Here is a 19,461-nt window from a genome sequence, read left to right on the forward strand (position 1 = left end):
TATTATTTTAATGCTTCTTTTAATAGTGTTATTGCGTGTTTACTTGTTCGTTTTGTTCCATCCTTTATTTGATGTCTGCAACTAGTTCCTGACGCTGAAATCTCTACAGTTTTATCAATATTTCTAATTTTTGGAAACAAGGTATCTTCTCCAATTTGCATAGAAAGGTCATAATGTTCTTTTTCATATCCAAAAGAACCAGCCATTCCACAACAACCAGTATTCATAATGGTTGGTTTATAATTTATTGGAATATTTAACATTGAAAAAGTAGCTTCGCTCGTACTTAATGATTTTTGATGACAGTGTACATGAACTTTTATTTCTTTTGGATTATTTGTAAAACTTGAAGATTTTATGTTGCCTATTTCAAACTCATTTTTAATAAATTCTTCAAAAGTAAATGTGTTTTTAGAAATTTTTGTTGCTGAAATTTTATCATCAGCCAATCTCAAATATTCATCTCTAAAACCTAATATAGCTGAAGGTTCAATTCCAATAAGTGGATTTTTTTCTGAAACTAGGTCTTTAAAAATTTCAATATTTTTATCAATTACCACTTTTGCGTTGTTTAAGAAACCTTTTGAAATAGCACTTCTACCGCTTTCTTCGTGATTAATTATTAATACTTTATATCCAAGTTTTGTTAATAATTCAATAGCATCTATTCCAATAGTAACATCGTAATAATTGGTGAATTCATCACAAAATAAATAAACCTCTCCATTTTTAAATTTAGTTGTATGAAGTCTTTTTGTATTGTTCTTATACCACTTTTTTAAAGTTGTTTTATACAATTTTGGAATGCTACGTTCCGTTGCTATACCTACTATTTTTTTAGTGAAATAATTGTTTAATGCAAGATTTGTAATAAAAGGAAACGAACTTCCTAATTTATTGTATTTTACATTTTCGGCAAACAATTTTGTTCGAAAAGAAGGTTTGTTTTCTTTATGATATTGAAATAAAAACTCAGCTTTTAATGCTGCAACATCTACATTACTTGGACATTCACTTGCACAAGCTTTGCAACTTAAGCACAAATCGAAAACGTCTTTTAGCTCCTCATAATCAAACTTATTTACTTTGTCTGAATTGGTTAAAAATTCGCGTAAAGCATTGGCACGAGCTCTTGTGGTGTCTTTTTCATTTTTTGTTGCTCTATAACTCGGACACATTGTTCCTCCTGCGGAAACTGGTTTTCTACAATCTCCAGAACCATTGCATTTTTCGGCAACTTTTAGAATTCCTTCACTGTCTGAAAAATCTTGAATGGTTTTAATTTCTGGTTCTGTTCTATCAATTTCATAACGAAGATTTTTATCCATAGGAAAAGCATCTATAATTTTTCCTTGATTAAAAATGTTCTTAGGGTCGAAAACAGCTTTAATTATTTTTAATAATTGGTAATTATTTTCACCAATCATAAATTCTATAAATTCTGCACGAACAATTCCATCCCCGTGCTCACCGCTAAAAGAACCTTTGTATTTTTTTACAAGTTTAGCAACTTCAGTAGTTATGGTTCTAAATAGAATAACATCATCGCTATCTTTTAAATTTAAAATAGGGCGGAGGTGTAATTCACCCGCACCGGCGTGAGCATAATAAACTGCATTTTGACCTAATTTTATCATCATTTCAGTAAATTCAGCAATGTAATTTGGCAAATCATTTAGTTCAACGGCAGTATCTTCTATACAAGCAACGGCTTTTTTATCTCCTATAATATTACCTAATAAACCCAATCCAGCACTCCGTAAATTAATTGCTTTATTAATGTCTTTTCCAATTAGCTTTGGAAAAGCATATCCAAAATTGTGTTCTTTTAAATCTGAAATAAGTGCTTCTGCTTGTCTGTGAGTTTCTTCAATAGAATTTGATTTTACTTCTAACATTAAAATAGCCCTAGGGTCGCCTTCTACAAAAAACCTATTTTTAGATTGTTCACGATTATTTTTGGTGCAATCTAAAATGGTTTTGTCCATTAATTCACACATATATAAATTGTGCTTCATTGCAATTTCAACGGCCTCCAAACTTTCTTGAATGCTATTAAAATGTGCAGCTACTAAAATACTTTCTGGTGGAGGTAACTCATCTAATTGTAAGGTTATTTCTGTTGAAAATGCGAGTGTTCCTTCACTTCCACACAATAATTTAGCGAGATTAATTTTTTCTTCAGAATTAGAAAAAACGGATGTTTTTATGAGTTCATCGATTGCATAACCTGTATTTCTACGGTGAATGGATTGCTTTGGAAACTCTTTCTTTATTTCTTGTTGAACAGTTCCAGAAGATAATTCATTATAAATTGTGTTATAAATTTTACTCTCTAAAGTGTTTCCAATTTTCTTTTGATTGAATGCTGCTTTTGTTGATTCGTTAAAAACAGCTTCAGTTCCATCACTTAATATTGTTTTTAGTTGAATTATTTTATCTCGAGTAACACCATATTGTATAGATGTTGTTCCAGATGAATTGTTACCTACCATTCCTCCAATCATACATCTATTACTGGTGGAAGTATTTGGTCCGAAAAATAAACCAAAAGGCTTTAAAAATAAATTTAGTTCATCTCTAATAACACCAGGTTGAACAGTAACTGTTTTTAGGTTTTCATCAAAACCTCTAATGTTTGTAAAGTGTTTAGAAAGATCTACAATTAAACCATCTCCAACACATTGGCCTGCTAAGGAAGTTCCTGCAGCTCTTGGAATTAAAGTGATGTTGTTTTTTGTTGCAAAAAGGATTAATAATTTTAAGTCTTCACTGTTTTTTGGAAAAGCAACTGCTAGTGGGATTTTTCTATAAACTGAAGCATCAGTTGCATAAATACTTTTGTGAAGATTATCAAATAATAATTCACCACTTATTAAATTAGAGAGTTCAGTTAATTGTTTTTTAATCACAAATAGAAATTTTAGCTTACCTGTTCACCGTTTTTTAAACTTGATTTTGAAGCTTTCAGCAAAACTACCTGATTTTTACTATTAACAACACCTAATATTAAACATTCACTTAAAAAATTAGCTATTTGTTTGTTTTTAAAATTAACAATTGCCAAAATTTGTTTATTAATAAGTGATTCTTTACTGTATAAATCTGTTATTTGCGCACTCGATTTTTTTATACCTATTAAACCAAAATCAATAGTTAATTGGTAGGCGGGTTTATGTGCTTTTGGAAAATCATTAATTTCAATAATAGTTCCTATTCTTATATCGAGTTTGCTAAAATCTTCAAAGTTAATTGCTGGTTTAATCATATTAATTTTCAATAATTACAAACTCAGTTCTACGGTTTAATTGGTGTTCTGCTTCAGTACATTTAACGCCATTAGAACATTTATTAATTAACTTAGTCTCACCTAATCCAATACTTGCTAATCTGCTTGAATCTATTCCTTTTGAAATAATATAATCAACAACAGATTGAGCTCGTCTATTTGATAGGTTTAAGTTATAATTATCAGGTGCTCTGCTATCTGTATGAGATTTAACTTCAATTTTTAAAGCTGGATTTCTTAACAAGATACTTACAACTTTTTCTAGTTCTAAAATTGCCAGAGGAGTAATTTCAGCCTTATCCAAATCGAAATAAATAGGATTTGTTTTAATCATTTTTTGATTGCGAACTATTTCAAATTCTTCAACTGGAGTTAAGTAAATAGTTTTATTAAATTCTTCATTGTAATTGTTTGTAGGATTTACATTCCAAACGTTATTTTGATAATTAGCGGATGAAGCAACTATTTCATATTGAAGTTTACAATCCAATTCAAAATTAAAATTAGCATTTTCATCAAGTTTTATAGTTTCTAAAATTAATTGGTTACTATAAATAGAAATAATAGCGTTAGGTATTGGTAAACTGGTGTTTCTATCTAAAATTTTACCTGATACAATTTGTGTGCATTTTAAAGGAGTTAATAGTATTGTTTTTGAAATACTAGCATTATGAATTGAATTTGTTGATAGTTCAAGTTCTGCATCCAAATAATTTGTTTTGTTAACTACAATTTTATAAGATTCATTACAATCAACATCAAATTTGAATTCTAAATTTCTTAGTGTAATTGTTTCTTTTAAAACATTGTTTTGGAATAATGAAATATCTAAATTATTCAATCGCTCTTTTGTATTTTCGTCAACAATAACTCCAGTTATAACTTGATTGCATTCTAACGGAATTAATTCAATATTTTTAACTTGATTAAAATCATTTCGAATGTCTGTTTTTAACTCAATTTCAGCATTTACAAATCCTTCTTTTATTGCAACAATTTTGTAATTCGAGCTACAATCAACTTTGAAATTATAGTTGTTGCTTGATTCAACTTCTTGACTATCAATTAAATTATTGTTTTCAAATAAATTTAGTGTAACCTGAGTTAAAGCTTCATTAGTTGTTTTATTTGTAATAACTCCTGAAATTAATTGATTGCAAATTATTGGAGATAATTCTATAGTAGTTTCAAAATTTAAATTTCTTTCGTTTGTTGTAATAATTTCTATTTCTGAATTTTGAAAACCTTCTTTTCCGGCAATTATTTTATAAGATTCTTCACAACTTAATTCTAATCTAAATTTACCATCATTACTTAATTTTTCGGTTTTAAGCAAGGAATTATTTTTGTAAAGGTAAACAGCTACATTAATAAGTTGCTCCCCAGTTTCCTTATTAGAAACTGTTCCTGATAGTAATTGATTACATTCTAACGGAATTAATTCAATATTTTTAACTTGATTGAAATCATTTCTAGTATCCGTTTTTAACTCAATTTCCGAATTTTTAAATCCTTCTTTTATTGCAATAATTTTATAATTCGAGCTACACTCAACTTTAAAACTATAATCATTACTTGATTCAACTTCTTGACTGTCAATTAAATTATTGTTTTCAAATAAATTTAACGTAACCTGAGTTAAAGCTTTATTAGTTGTTTTATTTGTAATAACTCCTGTAATTAATTGATTGCAAATTATTGGAGATAATTCAATAGTAGTTTCAAAATTTAAATCTCTTTCGTTTGTTGTAAGAATTTCTAATACTGAATTTTGGAACCCTTCTTTTTCGGCAATTATTCTATAAGTTTCATCACAATTTAATTCTAATCTAAATTTACCGTCACCACTTAATTTTTCGGTTTTAATTAACGAGTTATTTTTGTAAAGGTAAACAGCGACATTAATAAGTTGCTCCCCAGTTTCCTTATTAGAAACTGTTCCAGCAAGTAATTGATTACATTCTAACGGAATTAATTCGATATTTTTAACTTGATTAAAATCATTTCGAGTATCCGTTTTTAACTCAATTTCGGTATTTAAAAATCCTTCTTTTATTGCAACAATTTTGTAATTCGAGCTACAATCAACTTTGAAATTATAGTCGTTTCTTGATTCAACTTCTTGACTATCAATTAAATTATTGTTTTCAAATAAATTTAGTGTAACCTGAGTTAAAGCTTCATTAGTTGTTTTATTTGTAATAACTCCTGAAATTAATTGATTGCAAATTATTGGAGATAATTCAATATTAGTTTCAATATTTAAATCTCTATCATTGGTTGTTAGAATTTCTATTTCTGAATTATGGAAACCTTCTTTTTCGGCAATTATTGTATAAGTTTCATCACAACTTAATTCTAACCTAAATTTACCATCATTACTTAATTTTTCGGTTTTAATTAACGAGTTATTTTTGTAAAGGTTAATCGCTACATTAATAAGTTGTTCGCCAGTTTCCTTATTAGAAACTCTTCCAGCAAGTAATTGATTACATTCTAACGGAATTAATTCGATATTTTTTGTTAGTTCAGTTTCATAACTGCCATTTGTATTAATTTTAATTTCTGATGGATTAAACCCTACTTTAACAGCAATTATTAAATAATTTGTGCTGCATTTTAAATCAAAATTATAAGAACCATCATTTAAGGTAGATTTTGTAGTTATAATTTCACCATTTTCATAAAGTTTAACGGTTATATCTTCTAATAAATCATTGGTTAATTTATTAGAAACAACTCCACCAACTAATTGAACACAATCTATTGGTGTTAATTCTATATTTTGAGAAATTTCAAATGCAATTGTTTCATCAGTTTCAAGTTCAATTTCTGATGCGATAAAATGTTCCTTTTCAGCGGTAATTTTATAATTAGCGTTACACTTTAAATCGAAACTATAATTTCCTGTTTTATTGGTTGTTAAAGTTTTAAGAAGTTCTTCATTTTCAAAAATTGAAATTATGGCATCACTAACATTTTTTTTGCTTTTCTTATCTACTATTAGCCCAGTAATTAGTTGAGTACATTCTATTTCTTTTTCAACCATTTTAAAACCATAAATATCGGCATCTCCCTCACCACCTTTTCTAGTTGAGGTGAAAAAACCGGTATTAGAATTGGTGTCTATAACAAAGGCAAAATCGTCTTTTTTGGTATTAATGGGATCTGGTAATTGTTCAGTTTTTTGATATTCACCATTTTTAAACTGACTTCTAAAAATATCATATCCGCCTTTTGAATTATGGCCATAAGAAGAAAAATAAATGGTATTGCTGGCATCTACATGAGGGAATTCTTCTGAATATGGAGAATTTACATTTGGACCTAAATTTCGTGGTTCACTATACGTTCCGTCATTATTTATATCTACAACATAGATATCAGATTTCCCATATCCATTTGGCATATCAGAAACAAAATAAAGCTTTTTTCCATCCTTACTTAGTTCAGGGCTTTTAATTGTATATTCCTCACTATTAAAAGGTAAATCTGTTATGTGGGAGATTTCAAAATCAGGATTTATGTCGGCTTTTACAATGTGTAATGTTTGCCATTTTGCAGAATCTTTTCTACTTGTTGTGTTGTAAAAATTATTCCAAGTAAAAAAAGTAGTTTTTAAATCGGATGAAAAAGTGATGTCCGAAACATAAAACTTATTATTAATTTCGTTGGTAAATTTTTTTGAGCCAACTAAATCTCCCTCAGAATTAATATTTGAAATGTATAAATCAACAAATAATTGTCTATTATTTCTTCGTCTATCTGCTACAAAAGATTTATCGTTTTCTGTCTTTTTTGAAGAAGCAAATAAAGCATTATCAGTTCCAAAATAAGTAACACCTAATTCAGCATATTTTGAATTTATGGAAGTGTTAAATACTTCAAATTCTAATTGTTGTGAATAAGTTATGCACGTTAATAGTAATATGTATAATTGTAAAAGTTTTTTCATTTAAGTTGTAATCTGTTTTTTTGAAAGTTTTTCAAACACCCAAGCCGGGCCAATTAATAAAAATTGTAAATCTTTAAAAAATGATGGCTTTACACCTTCTATTTTATGACCATAAAATTGCCCAATCCAAGCAATTACAAAAATAGCCAAAGAAGCATAGAATAACGATAAATTTTCACCTAAATAGTAATTTCCTATAACACAAATTACTGAAAATAGAAACATTCTTATAAAAGTACTAAAAGACATTCGTAAATAAAAAATATGAATTAAAATAAGTATGAAAACTGCCCAATTTTCAATAATGGGACTATCTAAATTTAACGTATTTGAAATTAATTTATTTGGTATGCACATTAATAAACCTACAATGCTAAAAAATATTGCAGGAACGCATATAAAATGAATTAACTGATTTTTTTCGTTTTGATGACTTATTGAATATTCTGCAAACCATTGTTCCTTTGTTTTCATATTTAATGTGTTAACACTCATTAACTTTAATTAACGTTTAATTAAGCGAATTTATTTTTATTTATAGCAATTTTGTATAGTATTAAACTGATTTTAAAGGTATAAAAATAAGACTTTTAAATAAAGGTTTAAAAAACAAATTACTCATGATAAAATTTTGTAATAAAATAGGATTAATTCTAATGGCGCTTATTTTTCTTATGTCATTACAAATAACCTATTCTCAAAGTATTAGAGGAATTGTTTTAGATGAAGATAAGTTACCACTGGAATTTGTTTCTGTTGCAATATTACAACCAAATGACTCTTTGTTAGTTCAATATACATCTACAGGAGCTGATGGAAAGTTTAATATTTCTGGATTTAAAGAAGGAAGTTACATGCTTCAGGTTTATTTAATGACTTATCAAGCAGATCAAAGGATTTTAACTATTGGGAAATCGGATCTTGATTTAGAACCTATAACCTTAAAAAAAGAAGTTAACTTATTAGATGAAGTTATAATAAATGTAATTATTCCAATTAAAATTAAACAAGATACTGTTGCTTTTAATACAAAGGCATTTAAAGTAAAACAAGACGATAATGTTGAAGATTTAATTAAAAAATTGCCAGGAGTTCAAATAGGAACGGATGGAACTGTTAATGCTCAGGGAGAAGATGTAACAAAAATATTAGTTGATGGAAAGGAATTTTTTAATAATGATATGACAATTGCACTTAAAAATTTAAATGCAGATGCTATAAAAAGCGTACAGATTATAGATGAAGAAAGTGACGATACCAGAACTACAGGGATAAAAGATGGAGAAAAAGCTAAAATTATTAATCTAGTTTTAAAGGAAGGTAAAAAATCTGGATATTTTGGTAAAGTGGGAGCTGGAATTGGAACTAATGATAGGTTTACATCAAATTTTGATTTAAACAGATTTACAAATAGTTCTCAATTAGCGCTGTTTGGAAGCCTAAACAATATCAATAATACTGGAGCAACTGTTTTTAGAAGAGATGGAAGTAGAGGAGGAAGTAATAGTGGATATTTAACAACAGGAACCGCCGGTGCAAACTATAATTATGAGTTTAAAAAAGACCTGAATTTTAATTTGGATTATCATTATGGTTATTCAGATAGAGAAGAAGAAGAGTCATCTAAAAGAACTGAATTTACAGAAGATGAGTCTTTTACTTCTGAAAGAGAAAACGATAGCCAGAATATTTCTAATAACCATAATATTAATTTTAGTTTAAGAGATCGCTCAAAAGAAGGAGAATATTTGGAGTTTAGAGGTAGCTTTAAAAATGATAAACGAGAATCTGACAGTAATAATTCTACGGTATATTTTAATGAAAACAATAGCGAAGATACAAACAGTGACAGAACAGTAAGAAGTGAAGATGATAGAAATAATGGAAGTTTAAATTTTTCATTTCGAAAAAAATTAAATGAGAAAGGAAGAAATTTAAGAGTTCGAAGCGGAATTTCTTTTTCTGATAATACTGATATGAATTTTCAAAAATCATTAAATAAGTTCAATATATCAAACAATACAAATTATTCTGAATCTAATGAAATTACTACAAGAGATGAAAAAAATAAAGGGCTAAATTATAATGTTTCGTTTAGATATATGGAACCTATAATTGAACACCATTTAATTAGTTTTTCATCAAGTGTTAGAAATGAAAAGGATGATGAAAGTTTAGATCAAACTAAAACCATAAATGACATTGTACAAAACCCATTTATTTATCAGTTAGATTATAATAAACAAGTGTACAATAATCAATTAGGTTATGTTTTTAGTAAAGATAAAATTCAAGTTTATCTTTCGGGAGGTTTAGAAACAATGAAACAAAAATTAGATGTTGATAATGATTCTTTTATTGATAATAACTATAATAATTTTTTACCAAGAGCTACAGTTAGTTACGAATATAAGAAAGGTAAAAGAGTACGTTTTAGATATGAGAAAGAAACGTCATTGCCAAGTGCAAATCAAGTAACACCAATTGTTAACGACTTTAACCCTCTATATGTTTCAGTTGGAAATACAGGTTTAACACCAGAAAAAGAGGATAGCTATAGTGTTATGTTTTATTCACACGAATTTAAACGAGCAACTAGTTTTTTTACATATATAGGTTATACAAAAACTACAAATGCCATAGTTACAAGCAGAAGTATAGATGATAATTACATACAATACTCAACTTTTGAAAATTATGGAACTAAGTCTAATTTTAGAGGTCATCTTAATTTAAGTAAAAAAATAAGTAATATTGGATTAAGATATACGCTTAGAGGTGGTGCTGATTTAAATGATTATACTACAATTATTAATAATGCTAATAATGATACCAAAAGTAAGGGTTGGAATGTTGGATTAAGTTTAAGTAACGAAAATAAAAATAAAGTTGATTTAACAGTTGGTGCTAAATTCGATTTTAATAAAACAACGTACTCGTTGCAAGATAAAGACAGAGATTATTTTATGCAAAATTATTATACGAAATTTGATTGGGATTTTACCAATAGTTTAACTTTTGATACCCAATTTGATTTTTCATTATATACAGATAATAATTTTGATTCTCAATCAATTCCTATTTGGAATATGGGAGTAGAGTATGCATTTTTGAAAGCTAAAAGAGGAAATTTGAAATTTCAAATATTTGATATTTTAGATAAAAATTTAGGAATTGAAAGAACAAGTTCTGACAATTATTTTGAAGAAACGTTTAAAACTAATTTAGGTACTTATGCAATGTTAAGTTTTACTTATAGTCTAAAACCACCAACTGGAAAAAGCAGTAAAAGGGATTCAGGTAATAGAAGATGGGGAAGAAGACACTAAAAAAAATTATACCCACTGTTTTGTTTTCATTAAATTATAAATGTGAGCAAAATGATGGTTACAATGCCAGGCATAAATACCAATGTTTGTTTCAAGGCTTACAAGTTCATTTCCATCCGGATGAATAAATTCTTTTTTCAATTCTTCAGGTTTTAGACCGTTTAACAAATAAACCCATTTAGCATGCAGCGCTTTTAGCATATTTAAAGATAAATTAATTGGAGCCGATTTAGTATCAAACAATTCGGCCCATCTATCTTCATAATATGCCTTAATTATAGGCTTATCTTCAGTTAAAGTATATTTAAAGCGGATATAACTGTTTTGATGGCTATCAGCGCAATGATGAATAACCTGTCTAATGGTCCAACCACTTTCTCTATATTGAGTGTCTAATTGATCTTTAGTTAAATTCTTTACTAAGGCCTCAAGTTTTAGAGGGAAATTTTCCAAAGTGTTAATCCATTCTGTAAGTTCATTCTTTGTTATAATTGATGGAATAACAGGTTTGCCAATTGGGTATTTTAATTTTTCTAGCATCTATTCTTTTTTATCATATTTTTCTACAAAACTTTTGGCTCTTCTATTTCCAGAATCTAATTTTAATGATTTTTTATAATAAATAATAGCTTGTAGCGTGTCTCCTTTTACTTTTAAAGCATCTGCATAACTATCATAAACATTTGAACTGTTTGGGTAAAGCATCATATTAATTTTGAATATGTTAAGGGCGTTTTCAAAATTATTTTTACGTAATTCTTTATATCCTAATGAATTAAAGTTGTTTTCATTTAGAGAGTTATCTAAAGAATCATTCTTTTTAATGTTTAAATATCCTTCAAGTGCTTTATCAAATTCATTATCTTTTAAATATTCACTTGGTATTTTTTCGTTAACTGCAAGCTTTCTAAAGTTATTAATAATGGTGTCGTTATCATCTTTTGGAACTAAAGTTAAAAATTGGTTTTTACTTGAAGAATCAGTTGAAAATTCAATTTTCTCATTCATTTCTTTAACAAAAAACTGTTGGTTCCCAACATTCATTGGTTTAATACTGTTTGCTCCACGCCATTTTAAAAAGAGTTCTTCATTTTCAAAATACACTTCAATAACTTCATCTGAATTGTATAAATATCTACCTGTAGTTTTTTTAATAAATTCAGGACTGTTGGCAGGTGATGAGCAACTAATAAAGAGTGTTAATATTGATAAGAAAAAAAAGTTTCGATACATCATAATTTTTGGTTGAATTGTAAAAATAAAAAAAATCGTCTAAAAGATATCTTTTAGACGATTTTATAAACTATTTGTTTCAATTTAAAATATAGATTATCCTAATTTGCTTATCTGAACTAGCTTTTTTCTATTTAAAATTTCAATTTTTCTATCAGCAACTTTAAGAATTCCTTCTTTATTGAATTTTGATAATGTATTAATTACACTCTCCTTAGAATATCCTAGCATATTAGCTATTTCTTTTCTCACTATTGGAAGTACAAATGTGTCAGATTTATAAATATTGGCAAAGTCAAGTAACAATATGCACAAAGCTCCATCAATATTTTTTTGAGATAATGTGGTAATTCTATGAAATAAACCATTTGAAACACCAGACATATGTTTTATTAAGTCTAGGGCAAAATCACCATTAGTTTTAATAAATTTCTCAAATATTTCTTTATCTATAAAACTTACTTTTGTTTTTTCTAATGCGGTTGCTGTGAAATCAAATTTTTTAAATGCAAAACAGCATATTATACCAATAAATGAATGTGATTGGATTAAGCCAACAGTGCAAGGTTTTCCATCGTTAATAATTTCTAATTTTACTAAACCATCAATTAAATAAAGAATATTACTAACTAAAAGTCCTCTTTTAATAATGGTTTCTCCAGGCTCAAATTCAATGTCAGTTTTATGCTTTATGAGTTCTTCTTTTTCTTTGATGGTTAACTGGTTTAAACATTCTTTTGCATCTAAAAAATTATAGTCAAATTTATATTCTTTTTTTAAAAAATCGGGCATAGGAATTATTTGTAATTGCAATGAATTAATATTCCATTATAGGTAATGTAAAATTACATTATTATATTATAAAAATTAAACCAGACTGTATAAAATTTGCTGACTCAAATAAATAGTTATAATAAGTATTGTAAAGTAAATTTGTATGATGAGAAAACTCATTCAATTTAAAAATTGTTGGGAAATTTTTAAAGTTGTTTAATTTTAATTCTGTTATGTTATGAAGGCAATTGCAATTAAGTTACTAATTATAATGTCTGCACTTCTTTTTGTAGATTTTATAATAATGATACTAGTAGGATGTACTAGTTGTTTGTTTACACCAAGTATAAATTTTTATGAATGTACATATTGTACTATTGGGAAGGTAACTCTATTACTTTCCAGTGTTCTCTTTTTTATCATAGTTTTTTTAAACTTTAATCTATTATTAAAGTCTAATTATCAAATGATAATTTAATATAGACCTTCATAATTGGTTGTTGTTTTATTTAATTATATTCAAAAAAAGCATTGGCTTTATGCCAATGCTTTTTAATATTTATGTAATGTATTATTATTTTACATCAACCAATTCAACATCAAAAATTAATGTTGCATCAGGAGGAATAACACCACCAGCACCTTGACTTCCATATGCTAAATCCGAAGGAATAACAAATCGAGCTTTGTCTCCAACTTTTAAAAGTTGAATTCCTTCATCCCAACCAGGAATCACTTGTCCAATACCAATAGTAAAATCAATTGGTTGTTTACGAGTATATGATGAATCAAAAACAGTTCCATCAACTAACTGACCTTTATAATGTACAGAAACACCACTACCTTTACTAGCTTGTTTCCCAGTACCTTCTTGTAAAATTTTATAACGTAACCCACTAGGAGTTTCATCATAACCAGCAGCAATTTTATCCATTGCTTCTTTAGCAGCTAATTTAGCTTCTTCTTCTCTTTTTGCTCTTGAACCTTCAAAAACTCTAAAAGCTTCAACAGCATTAAAGTTCTCAGCATCTTCACCAACTCTTACTATTTCAATTGATTCTAAGATATCATTTTGAGCAATTGCATCAACAACATCTTGTCCTTCAACAACTTTTCCAAAAACAGTATGTTTATTATCTAACCAAGGAGTTGCAACGTGAGTTATAAAAAACTGACTTCCGTTAGAAGCAGGACCTGAGTTCGCCATTGATAAAATACCAGGAACATTATGTTTTAATTCTGGATGAAATTCATCATCAAAACTATATCCAGGAGACCCAGTTCCAGTTCCAAGTGGACATCCTCCCTGAATCATAAAATCAGCAATTACTCTATGAAATTTTAATCCGTTATAATATGGAGTTCCTTGTGGTTTTGAGTTGTTTTCTAAATTTCCTTCAGCTAAAGCAACAAAGTTACCTACTGTACCAGGAGTTTTTTCAAATTCTAAGTTTACTAATATCCCACCTTTTGAGGTGTTAAATTTTGCGTATAATCCGTTTTCCATTTTCTTATTTTTTAAACGTTGCAAAGATACATACTTTCATTTGATATGAAAGTAATATGCTCATTTATTGAGTTTAGTATTTAATATTAAAATTACTCAAAAACGGATATAATATTTTTTAAACAGATTTTATCTATTTGGCTTCAGCAATAATTTCAGTTTGAGGTAGTGTTGTTGTAGTATTTTGAATTTTAGAGGCATCACTAGTTAATCCGCAACCTTTTGAAGATCCGCATGAAGCAAATAAAAGCAACATAAACGTAATTGCTAAAGAAGAAGTTATTAATTTTTTCATTTTAATATGGGGTTTTATTAATTTTGAACGACGAAATATACAAAATATTTTAAACAGATAATTTATTTAAAGTATATATAATTAATTCTTCAACTGGCTTATAAGGGTTTTCGCTAAAAGTTCCGTTTGCTCTATTAGCAATTATAGCATTCATAGAACAAGCATTATGACCTAATAATTTTGACAAACCATATATTGCAGAAGTCTCCATTTCTAAGTTTGTAATTTTAATACCATTAAATTCAAAACTATCTATTTTACTATTTAGTTTTGGGTCTTGTAGGGCTAAGCGCAAAACTCTTCCTTGTGGACCGTAAAAACCAACTGCAGTAGCTGTTACTCCAATAAAGACTTTATCACTGGCAAGTTTTTTTTCAAGAATCTCACTATTTTTTACAATGTAAGGTCTTGCTTTTCTTGGACTCCAATTGGTATGTTTAATAAAAGCATCTTCAAAGTCGGCTTCTAAAATATGCTCGCAATCATAAGAATGCAACATTCCATCAAAACCTAAACCAAATTTTGCTAAAACAAAACTATCAACTGGAATGTGTTTTTGCAAAGAACCAGAGGTTCCAATTCTAACAATATTAAGTTGCACATGTTCTTTTTTAACGGTTCTATTTTCCAAATCAATATTAACCAACGCATCTAATTCGTTCATTACAATATCGATATTATCCGGACCAATACCAGTAGATATTACTGACATACGAGTTCCTTTATAGACTCCTGTTATTGTTCTAAATTCTCTTTTTTGAGTTTCAAACTCTATAGAATCAAAGTATTTAGTAACTTTTGGAACTCTATCTTGATCGCCTACAAAAATTATATTTTGAGCTACGTTTTCAGGTTTTAAATTTAAGTGATAAACACTTCCATTTGGGTTCAGAATTAATTCTGAAGATGCAATTTTATTCATGTGTCAATATTATTTTTTTAATGGTCACATGCTGTTCGCTATTTATCATTTTATTGGATGATAAACTTTTTAGCATGCTCGTTTCATAAGTTATCCTCCAACTCTTTTTACGTTATATCCTTCTTTTTTAAGGATTTCCATTATTTTATCTCTATAATTCCCTTGAATTATTATTTCATTTTCTTTTACGCTACCACCAACACCACATTTGGATTTTAGTAATTTCCCAAGAACTTTTAAATCAGATTCAGAACCTACAAAACCAGTAATAACTGTTACAGTTTTACCACCTCTTCCTTTGTTTGAAAAGTGTGCCTCTAAAAATTGTTGATTTGGTTTTAATGTTTCTTGATTTTCTTCTTGGTTGTATTCAAAATTATCATTTGTAGAAAATACAAATCCACCTAAATCTTCTAAACTGCTTAATTTCTTTTTTCCCATATGAAATTGGACTTATTTTTTAATTTTTTTCCAGATAAATAATAAACCAGCTAAAAGTTCAAAAACCAGTCCAATGGCTAAAACTAAACTTGCTTGAGGATTATTTGTGAATTTTAAAATTGAACCAGCAATTATTAAAAACACACCAAAAGTGAACAATGTAATTACTTTATTAATTTTCATTTTAACAGGCCTAATTCTCTTAAACGTTCATTTAAAAACTCACCAGCAGTAATATCTTCATATGCTTTAGGATGCATATTATCTATACATTCTGGCAAACAATTAAGTGGCATTTCACCAATTGGATGTGTGAAAAATGGAATTGAAAACCGTGATTTCCCCCAATCTTCTTTAGGAGGATTTACAACCCTATGTATGGTTGATCGCAGTTTATTATTAGTTAAACGCTCTAACATATCGCCAACATTTATTACCAATTGTTCAGGTAAGGCTGTTACCGGAATCCATTCTCCTTTTTTATTTTGAACCTCTAAACCAGATGCCGAAGCTCCCATTAATAATGTTATTAAATTTATATCTCCATGTGCTGCAGCTCGCTCAGCTCCTTTGGGTTCACCTTTAATTGGAGGGTAGTGGATAGGGCGTAAAATACTGTTGCCATTAATAACAAACTTATCAAAATAGTTTTCTTCTAAGCCAATATATAAAGCCAATGCTCTTAAAACATAGATTGCGGTTTTTTCTAACTTTTTATAAGTTTCCATTCCTACTTTGTTAAAATTAGGAATTTCATTTACAAGCACATTTTTTGGGTATTCAGCTTTTAATTTTTCATTTCCAATAACTTCTTGTCCAAAATGCCAAAACTCTTTTAAATCTCCTTCTTTTTTACCTTTGGCACTTTCTTTACCAAAAGAAGTATACCCTCGTTGTCCGCCAATCCCTTCAATTTCATATGACTCTTTAATTTCTTCTGGTAAATTAAAAAAGTTTTTCACTTCTTTATATAAGCTTTCAGTTAAATCGTCTGAAAGAAAATGACCCTTAAGAGCTACAAAGCCAATTTCTTCATAGGCTTCGCCTATTTCTTTAATGAATTTTTGTTTTCTTTTAGAATCATCAGATAAAAAATCAGATAAATCTACACTTGGTATATTTTTCATAAAAAATTATTTAACTCTTAAAAATACTAAAAAATTATTTGTACTTATTAATTATTGGAATATTATAGCTTATGGTATAATTAAAACCAACACCTAAATCATTTGAGGAAACTTGATTAAATCCTGGGACATATAGGTTTTTAAAATTTTCAGGCTCTTTAGAACTTATCATTTTTTTAATACTGAATTGCGCTCCTAAATATAGATTCTTAAATGTTTCGACTTTCATTCCAAATAGAAATTCTATCCAGTGTGCATTTAAATCTTTAAACTCTGTATTTGGTGTAATTTCTTCAGCATTAAAATAGATTCCGCTGTAATTTGGAGTGTAACTATTTAGTGTTTGACTAAATAAACTAAAAGCATAACGAGTACCAACATAAATTTCGTTGTTCATTCCTTTCCAATTTTCATAGGCATTGTAATTAACACCTATTTTTATAAAAGAACCTTTAGCAGTATAATTAAAATAATCTTCAGTTTTTAACGCATCTTCGTAACCTAATTCTACAGCAGCATAATAATTATTAGAAAATTTAATATCACCAGTTAATTCTAAACCTTTATTATCACTATCTATAAATGAGATTATTGGTTTGCTTATGTCAACTCCAACTCTAATACCGTAACTAACTTTGGTTTTTAAGGAATCCTGTTTTTGCTGAGAATTTGCCGTAAAATTGATAATAATACTAATGATAAATATTAATATGTGCCGTTGTGTCATTGTCAATAATTGTATTATTAATATTAAATCCTTTTATCCAGTTATTTGTGAAACTATCAATTTCTATATTTTCAAATATTGTTTTATAACCACAAGATCTAGATATAAAAATATCATTTCTTTCATAGCTAAAATAAATTGTGTCTACAATTTTGTTAGAAACAAGTTTGTAATTGGTTTTATTTAAATTAAAATCGAGTGGAATAATTATAGAATCAAAAGGTTTATCTAAATAGATAGTATCTAATTCATTCGCCCAAACAGTTAGTGATGTAACGGGTTTTGCTAACGTATCATTATTTATATCATAAAATTTTAAAACTAAGTTTGGCGTAGTGTTCTCTAAACAGATATCATCTTTTTCACAACTCAATATTAAAATAAGAGCTAAAATTATGGTTATTGAAAAGTATTTCTTCATAATTATTTTAATTCTAATAGTACCACATTTTCTACATGATGCGTCTGGGGAAACATATCAACAGCTTGTGTTTTAATAATAGTGTACTGTTCCTTCATTAATGATAAATCACGTGCCTGAGTTGCTGAATTACAACTAACATAAACAATGCGTTTTGGTGCTATTTCTAAAATTTTAGCAACCACATTTTTATGCATTCCATCTCTTGGTGGATCTGTAATAATAACATCAGGTTTACCATGAGTTTTAATAAAATTATCATTAAAAACATCTTTCATATCACCTGCATAAAATTCAACGTTTTCTATGTTATTAAATTGTGCATTTAATTTGGCATCTTCAATAGCTTCTGGTACAGATTCAACACCAATTACTTTTTTTGCTTTTTTAGCAACAAATTGGGCGATAGTTCCTGTTCCTGTATAAAAATCGTAGACAGTTTCATTTCCTGTTAAACCAGCAAAATCTCTTGTGATTTTATAGAGTTCATATGCCTGTTCTGAATTTGTTTGATAAAATGATTTTGGTCCAATTTTAAATTTTAAGCCTTCCATTTCTTCAAAAATATGATCTCTGCCTTTAAATAGAATAATATTTTGATCATATAAAGTATCGTTTCCTTTTCCATTAATTACATATTGAAGCGATGTAATTTGAGGGAATTTTTCAGAAAGAGCGTTTAATAAACCTTCTAGTTTTACTTTATCTTCTTTAAAAAACTGGATAACTACCATAATCTCTCCAGTTGAAGATATACGAAGCATTATTGTACGTAAAAGACCAGACATTTCTCTTGGATTGAAAAACTCTAACCCGTTTTCAATTCCATAATCTTTTATAAAATTACGAATATCATTTGAAGGATCTTCTTGTAAATGACATTTTTGAACATCTAAAATTTTATCCCACATTCCAGAAATATGAAATCCACAAGCATTGCGATTGTCAATTTCTTCACCTGAATTTATTTCTTCAAGAGTTAACCATCTGCTATTTGAAAATGAAAACTCCATTTTATTTCTATAAAAATAAATGTTTTTGCATCCTAAAATTGGTGTAATTTCGGGTAAATCTAAATGCCCGATTCTTATTAAGTTATTTTTAACTTCATTTTCTTTATATGCTAATTGATGATTATAGCCCATATTTTGCCATTTACAACCACCACAATGCTCAAAATGTTCACAAACAGGTTCTACACGTTTATCTGAGTATTTATGAAATTTAATTGCCGTACCTTCATAATAGGCTTTCCTTTTTTTACCTGTTCTAATATCAACAACATCACCTGGTACTGTGTTTGTTAAAAATATAACACGACCATCAGGTGCTTTTGCAACTGTTTTTCCTCGAGCTCCAGCATCTATTACTTCTATATTTTCAAAAATAGTTGGTGTTTTTTTTCTTGCCATTTTGCAAATGTACTATTTTAACATAAAAA

General features: G+C 28.0%; 17 protein-coding genes. 1 reads left to right on the plus strand and 16 read right to left on the minus strand.

All coding sequences use genetic code 11. The features are described from left to right. Positions 1–2: 2 nt before the first annotated feature. Genes CHB63_RS01305 through CHB63_RS01320 form a run of 4 tightly spaced genes read right to left on the minus strand, consistent with a single transcriptional unit; the run spans position 3 to position 7,718 of the window. The gene (locus CHB63_RS01305) at positions 3–2,912 is read right to left on the minus strand and encodes an FAD-binding and (Fe-S)-binding domain-containing protein (protein ID WP_089376632.1); all 2,910 of its coding nucleotides are present in this window, start codon (positions 2,910–2,912) and stop codon (positions 3–5) included. An 11-nt stretch (positions 2,913–2,923) separates the two neighbouring features. After that, entirely contained in the window at positions 2,924–3,265 is a 342-nt protein-coding gene (locus CHB63_RS01310) for a tRNA-binding protein (RefSeq protein WP_089377542.1), read from the minus strand. A 4-nt stretch (positions 3,266–3,269) separates the two neighbouring features. After that, positions 3,270–7,244: an OmpA family protein gene (locus CHB63_RS01315; RefSeq protein ID WP_089376633.1), complete on the minus strand. Its 3,975-nt coding sequence runs from the start codon at positions 7,242–7,244 to the stop codon at positions 3,270–3,272. After that, entirely contained in the window at positions 7,245–7,718 is a 474-nt protein-coding gene (locus tag CHB63_RS01320; RefSeq protein WP_089377543.1) for an Mpo1 family 2-hydroxy fatty acid dioxygenase, read from the minus strand. 200 nt (positions 7,719–7,918) lie between these two features. Here CHB63_RS01320 and CHB63_RS01325 point away from each other — a divergent pair, with 200 nt between their 5' ends. Continuing rightward, complete coding sequence (locus tag CHB63_RS01325; RefSeq protein WP_176420185.1) at positions 7,919–10,573, plus strand: TonB-dependent receptor; 2,655 nt, start codon at positions 7,919–7,921, stop codon at positions 10,571–10,573. Positions 10,574–10,579: 6 nt separating this feature from the next. Here CHB63_RS01325 and CHB63_RS01330 read toward each other — a convergent pair whose 3' ends face one another. From CHB63_RS01330 to rlmD, 12 genes are all read right to left on the minus strand, one after another. Further along, the gene (locus tag CHB63_RS01330; RefSeq protein WP_089376635.1) at positions 10,580–11,113 is read right to left on the minus strand and encodes a YfiT family bacillithiol transferase; all 534 of its coding nucleotides are present in this window, start codon (positions 11,111–11,113) and stop codon (positions 10,580–10,582) included. Continuing rightward, positions 11,114–11,809: a tetratricopeptide repeat protein gene (locus CHB63_RS01335; protein ID WP_089376636.1), complete on the minus strand. Its 696-nt coding sequence runs from the start codon at positions 11,807–11,809 to the stop codon at positions 11,114–11,116. It lies immediately after the preceding gene. A 93-nt stretch (positions 11,810–11,902) separates the two neighbouring features. Continuing rightward, positions 11,903–12,598, minus strand: coding sequence for a Crp/Fnr family transcriptional regulator (locus CHB63_RS01340; RefSeq protein ID WP_089376637.1), 696 nt, complete (start codon positions 12,596–12,598; stop codon positions 11,903–11,905). 556 nt (positions 12,599–13,154) lie between these two features. After that, entirely contained in the window at positions 13,155–14,087 is a 933-nt protein-coding gene (locus CHB63_RS01345; RefSeq protein WP_089376638.1) for a peptidylprolyl isomerase, read from the minus strand. Positions 14,088–14,220: 133 nt separating this feature from the next. Continuing rightward, positions 14,221–14,382 (minus strand): hypothetical protein, encoded by a 162-nt coding sequence (locus tag CHB63_RS17075; protein WP_176420188.1) that lies wholly within the window; start codon positions 14,380–14,382, stop codon positions 14,221–14,223. Between the two features lie 49 nt (positions 14,383–14,431). Then, on the minus strand, positions 14,432–15,304 hold the full coding sequence (locus CHB63_RS01350) for a nucleoside phosphorylase (protein ID WP_089376639.1): 873 nt from the start codon (positions 15,302–15,304) through the stop codon (positions 14,432–14,434). Positions 15,305–15,394: 90 nt separating this feature from the next. Then, positions 15,395–15,745: a translation initiation factor gene (locus CHB63_RS01355; protein WP_089376640.1), complete on the minus strand. Its 351-nt coding sequence runs from the start codon at positions 15,743–15,745 to the stop codon at positions 15,395–15,397. Positions 15,746–15,757: 12 nt separating this feature from the next. Then, positions 15,758–15,928 carry a gliding motility protein GldL gene (locus tag CHB63_RS17030; RefSeq protein ID WP_141107235.1) on the minus strand — a complete coding sequence of 57 codons (171 nt, stop codon included), beginning with the start codon at positions 15,926–15,928 and terminating at the stop codon, positions 15,758–15,760. Beyond that, positions 15,925–16,872, minus strand: coding sequence for an isopenicillin N synthase family dioxygenase (locus tag CHB63_RS01360; protein WP_089376641.1), 948 nt, complete (start codon positions 16,870–16,872; stop codon positions 15,925–15,927). The genes CHB63_RS17030 and CHB63_RS01360 overlap by 4 nt, the downstream gene beginning before the upstream one ends. Positions 16,873–16,906: 34 nt before the next feature. Beyond that, positions 16,907–17,599 (minus strand): DUF6048 family protein, encoded by a 693-nt coding sequence (locus CHB63_RS01365; protein WP_089376642.1) that lies wholly within the window; start codon positions 17,597–17,599, stop codon positions 16,907–16,909. Next, positions 17,565–18,020: a DUF6452 family protein gene (locus tag CHB63_RS01370; RefSeq protein ID WP_089376643.1), complete on the minus strand. Its 456-nt coding sequence runs from the start codon at positions 18,018–18,020 to the stop codon at positions 17,565–17,567. Before CHB63_RS01370 ends, CHB63_RS01365 begins: the two co-directional genes overlap by 35 nt. A gap of 2 nt (positions 18,021–18,022) precedes the next feature. Further along, entirely contained in the window at positions 18,023–19,432 is a 1,410-nt protein-coding gene (rlmD, locus tag CHB63_RS01375; RefSeq protein ID WP_089376644.1) for a 23S rRNA (uracil(1939)-C(5))-methyltransferase RlmD, read from the minus strand. Positions 19,433–19,461 lie beyond the last annotated feature (29 nt).

Origin of the sequence: Lutibacter flavus (assembly GCF_900188355.1) — a bacterium.
In the GTDB taxonomy this organism is placed as follows: domain Bacteria; phylum Bacteroidota; class Bacteroidia; order Flavobacteriales; family Flavobacteriaceae; genus Lutibacter; species Lutibacter flavus.

Bases quoted from the DNA above. Each gene is read 5' to 3' on its own strand.
- CHB63_RS17030 (WP_141107235.1), bottom strand. From the start codon at position 15,928: ATGAAAATTAATAAAGTAATTACATTGTTCACTTTTGGTGTGTTTTTA.
- CHB63_RS01365 (WP_089376642.1), bottom strand. From the start codon at position 17,599: ATGACACAACGGCACATATTAATATTTATCATTAGTATTATTATCAAT.
- CHB63_RS17075 (WP_176420188.1), bottom strand. From the start codon at position 14,382: ATGAAAAAATTAATAACTTCTTCTTTAGCAATTACGTTTATGTTGCTT.
- CHB63_RS01355 (WP_089376640.1), bottom strand. From the start codon at position 15,745: ATGGGAAAAAAGAAATTAAGCAGTTTAGAAGATTTAGGTGGATTTGTA.
- CHB63_RS01350 (WP_089376639.1), bottom strand. From the start codon at position 15,304: ATGAATAAAATTGCATCTTCAGAATTAATTCTGAACCCAAATGGAAGT.
- CHB63_RS01340 (WP_089376637.1), bottom strand. From the start codon at position 12,598: ATGCCCGATTTTTTAAAAAAAGAATATAAATTTGACTATAATTTTTTA.
- CHB63_RS01345 (WP_089376638.1), bottom strand. From the start codon at position 14,087: ATGGAAAACGGATTATACGCAAAATTTAACACCTCAAAAGGTGGGATA.
- CHB63_RS01315 (WP_089376633.1), bottom strand. From the start codon at position 7,244: ATGAAAAAACTTTTACAATTATACATATTACTATTAACGTGCATAACT.
- CHB63_RS01330 (WP_089376635.1), bottom strand. From the start codon at position 11,113: ATGCTAGAAAAATTAAAATACCCAATTGGCAAACCTGTTATTCCATCA.
- CHB63_RS01370 (WP_089376643.1), bottom strand. From the start codon at position 18,020: ATGAAGAAATACTTTTCAATAACCATAATTTTAGCTCTTATTTTAATA.
- CHB63_RS01320 (WP_089377543.1), bottom strand. From the start codon at position 7,718: ATGAAAACAAAGGAACAATGGTTTGCAGAATATTCAATAAGTCATCAA.
- CHB63_RS01335 (WP_089376636.1), bottom strand. From the start codon at position 11,809: ATGATGTATCGAAACTTTTTTTTCTTATCAATATTAACACTCTTTATT.
- CHB63_RS01325 (WP_176420185.1), top strand. From the start codon at position 7,919: ATGTCATTACAAATAACCTATTCTCAAAGTATTAGAGGAATTGTTTTA.
- rlmD (WP_089376644.1), bottom strand. From the start codon at position 19,432: ATGGCAAGAAAAAAAACACCAACTATTTTTGAAAATATAGAAGTAATA.
- CHB63_RS01360 (WP_089376641.1), bottom strand. From the start codon at position 16,872: ATGAAAAATATACCAAGTGTAGATTTATCTGATTTTTTATCTGATGAT.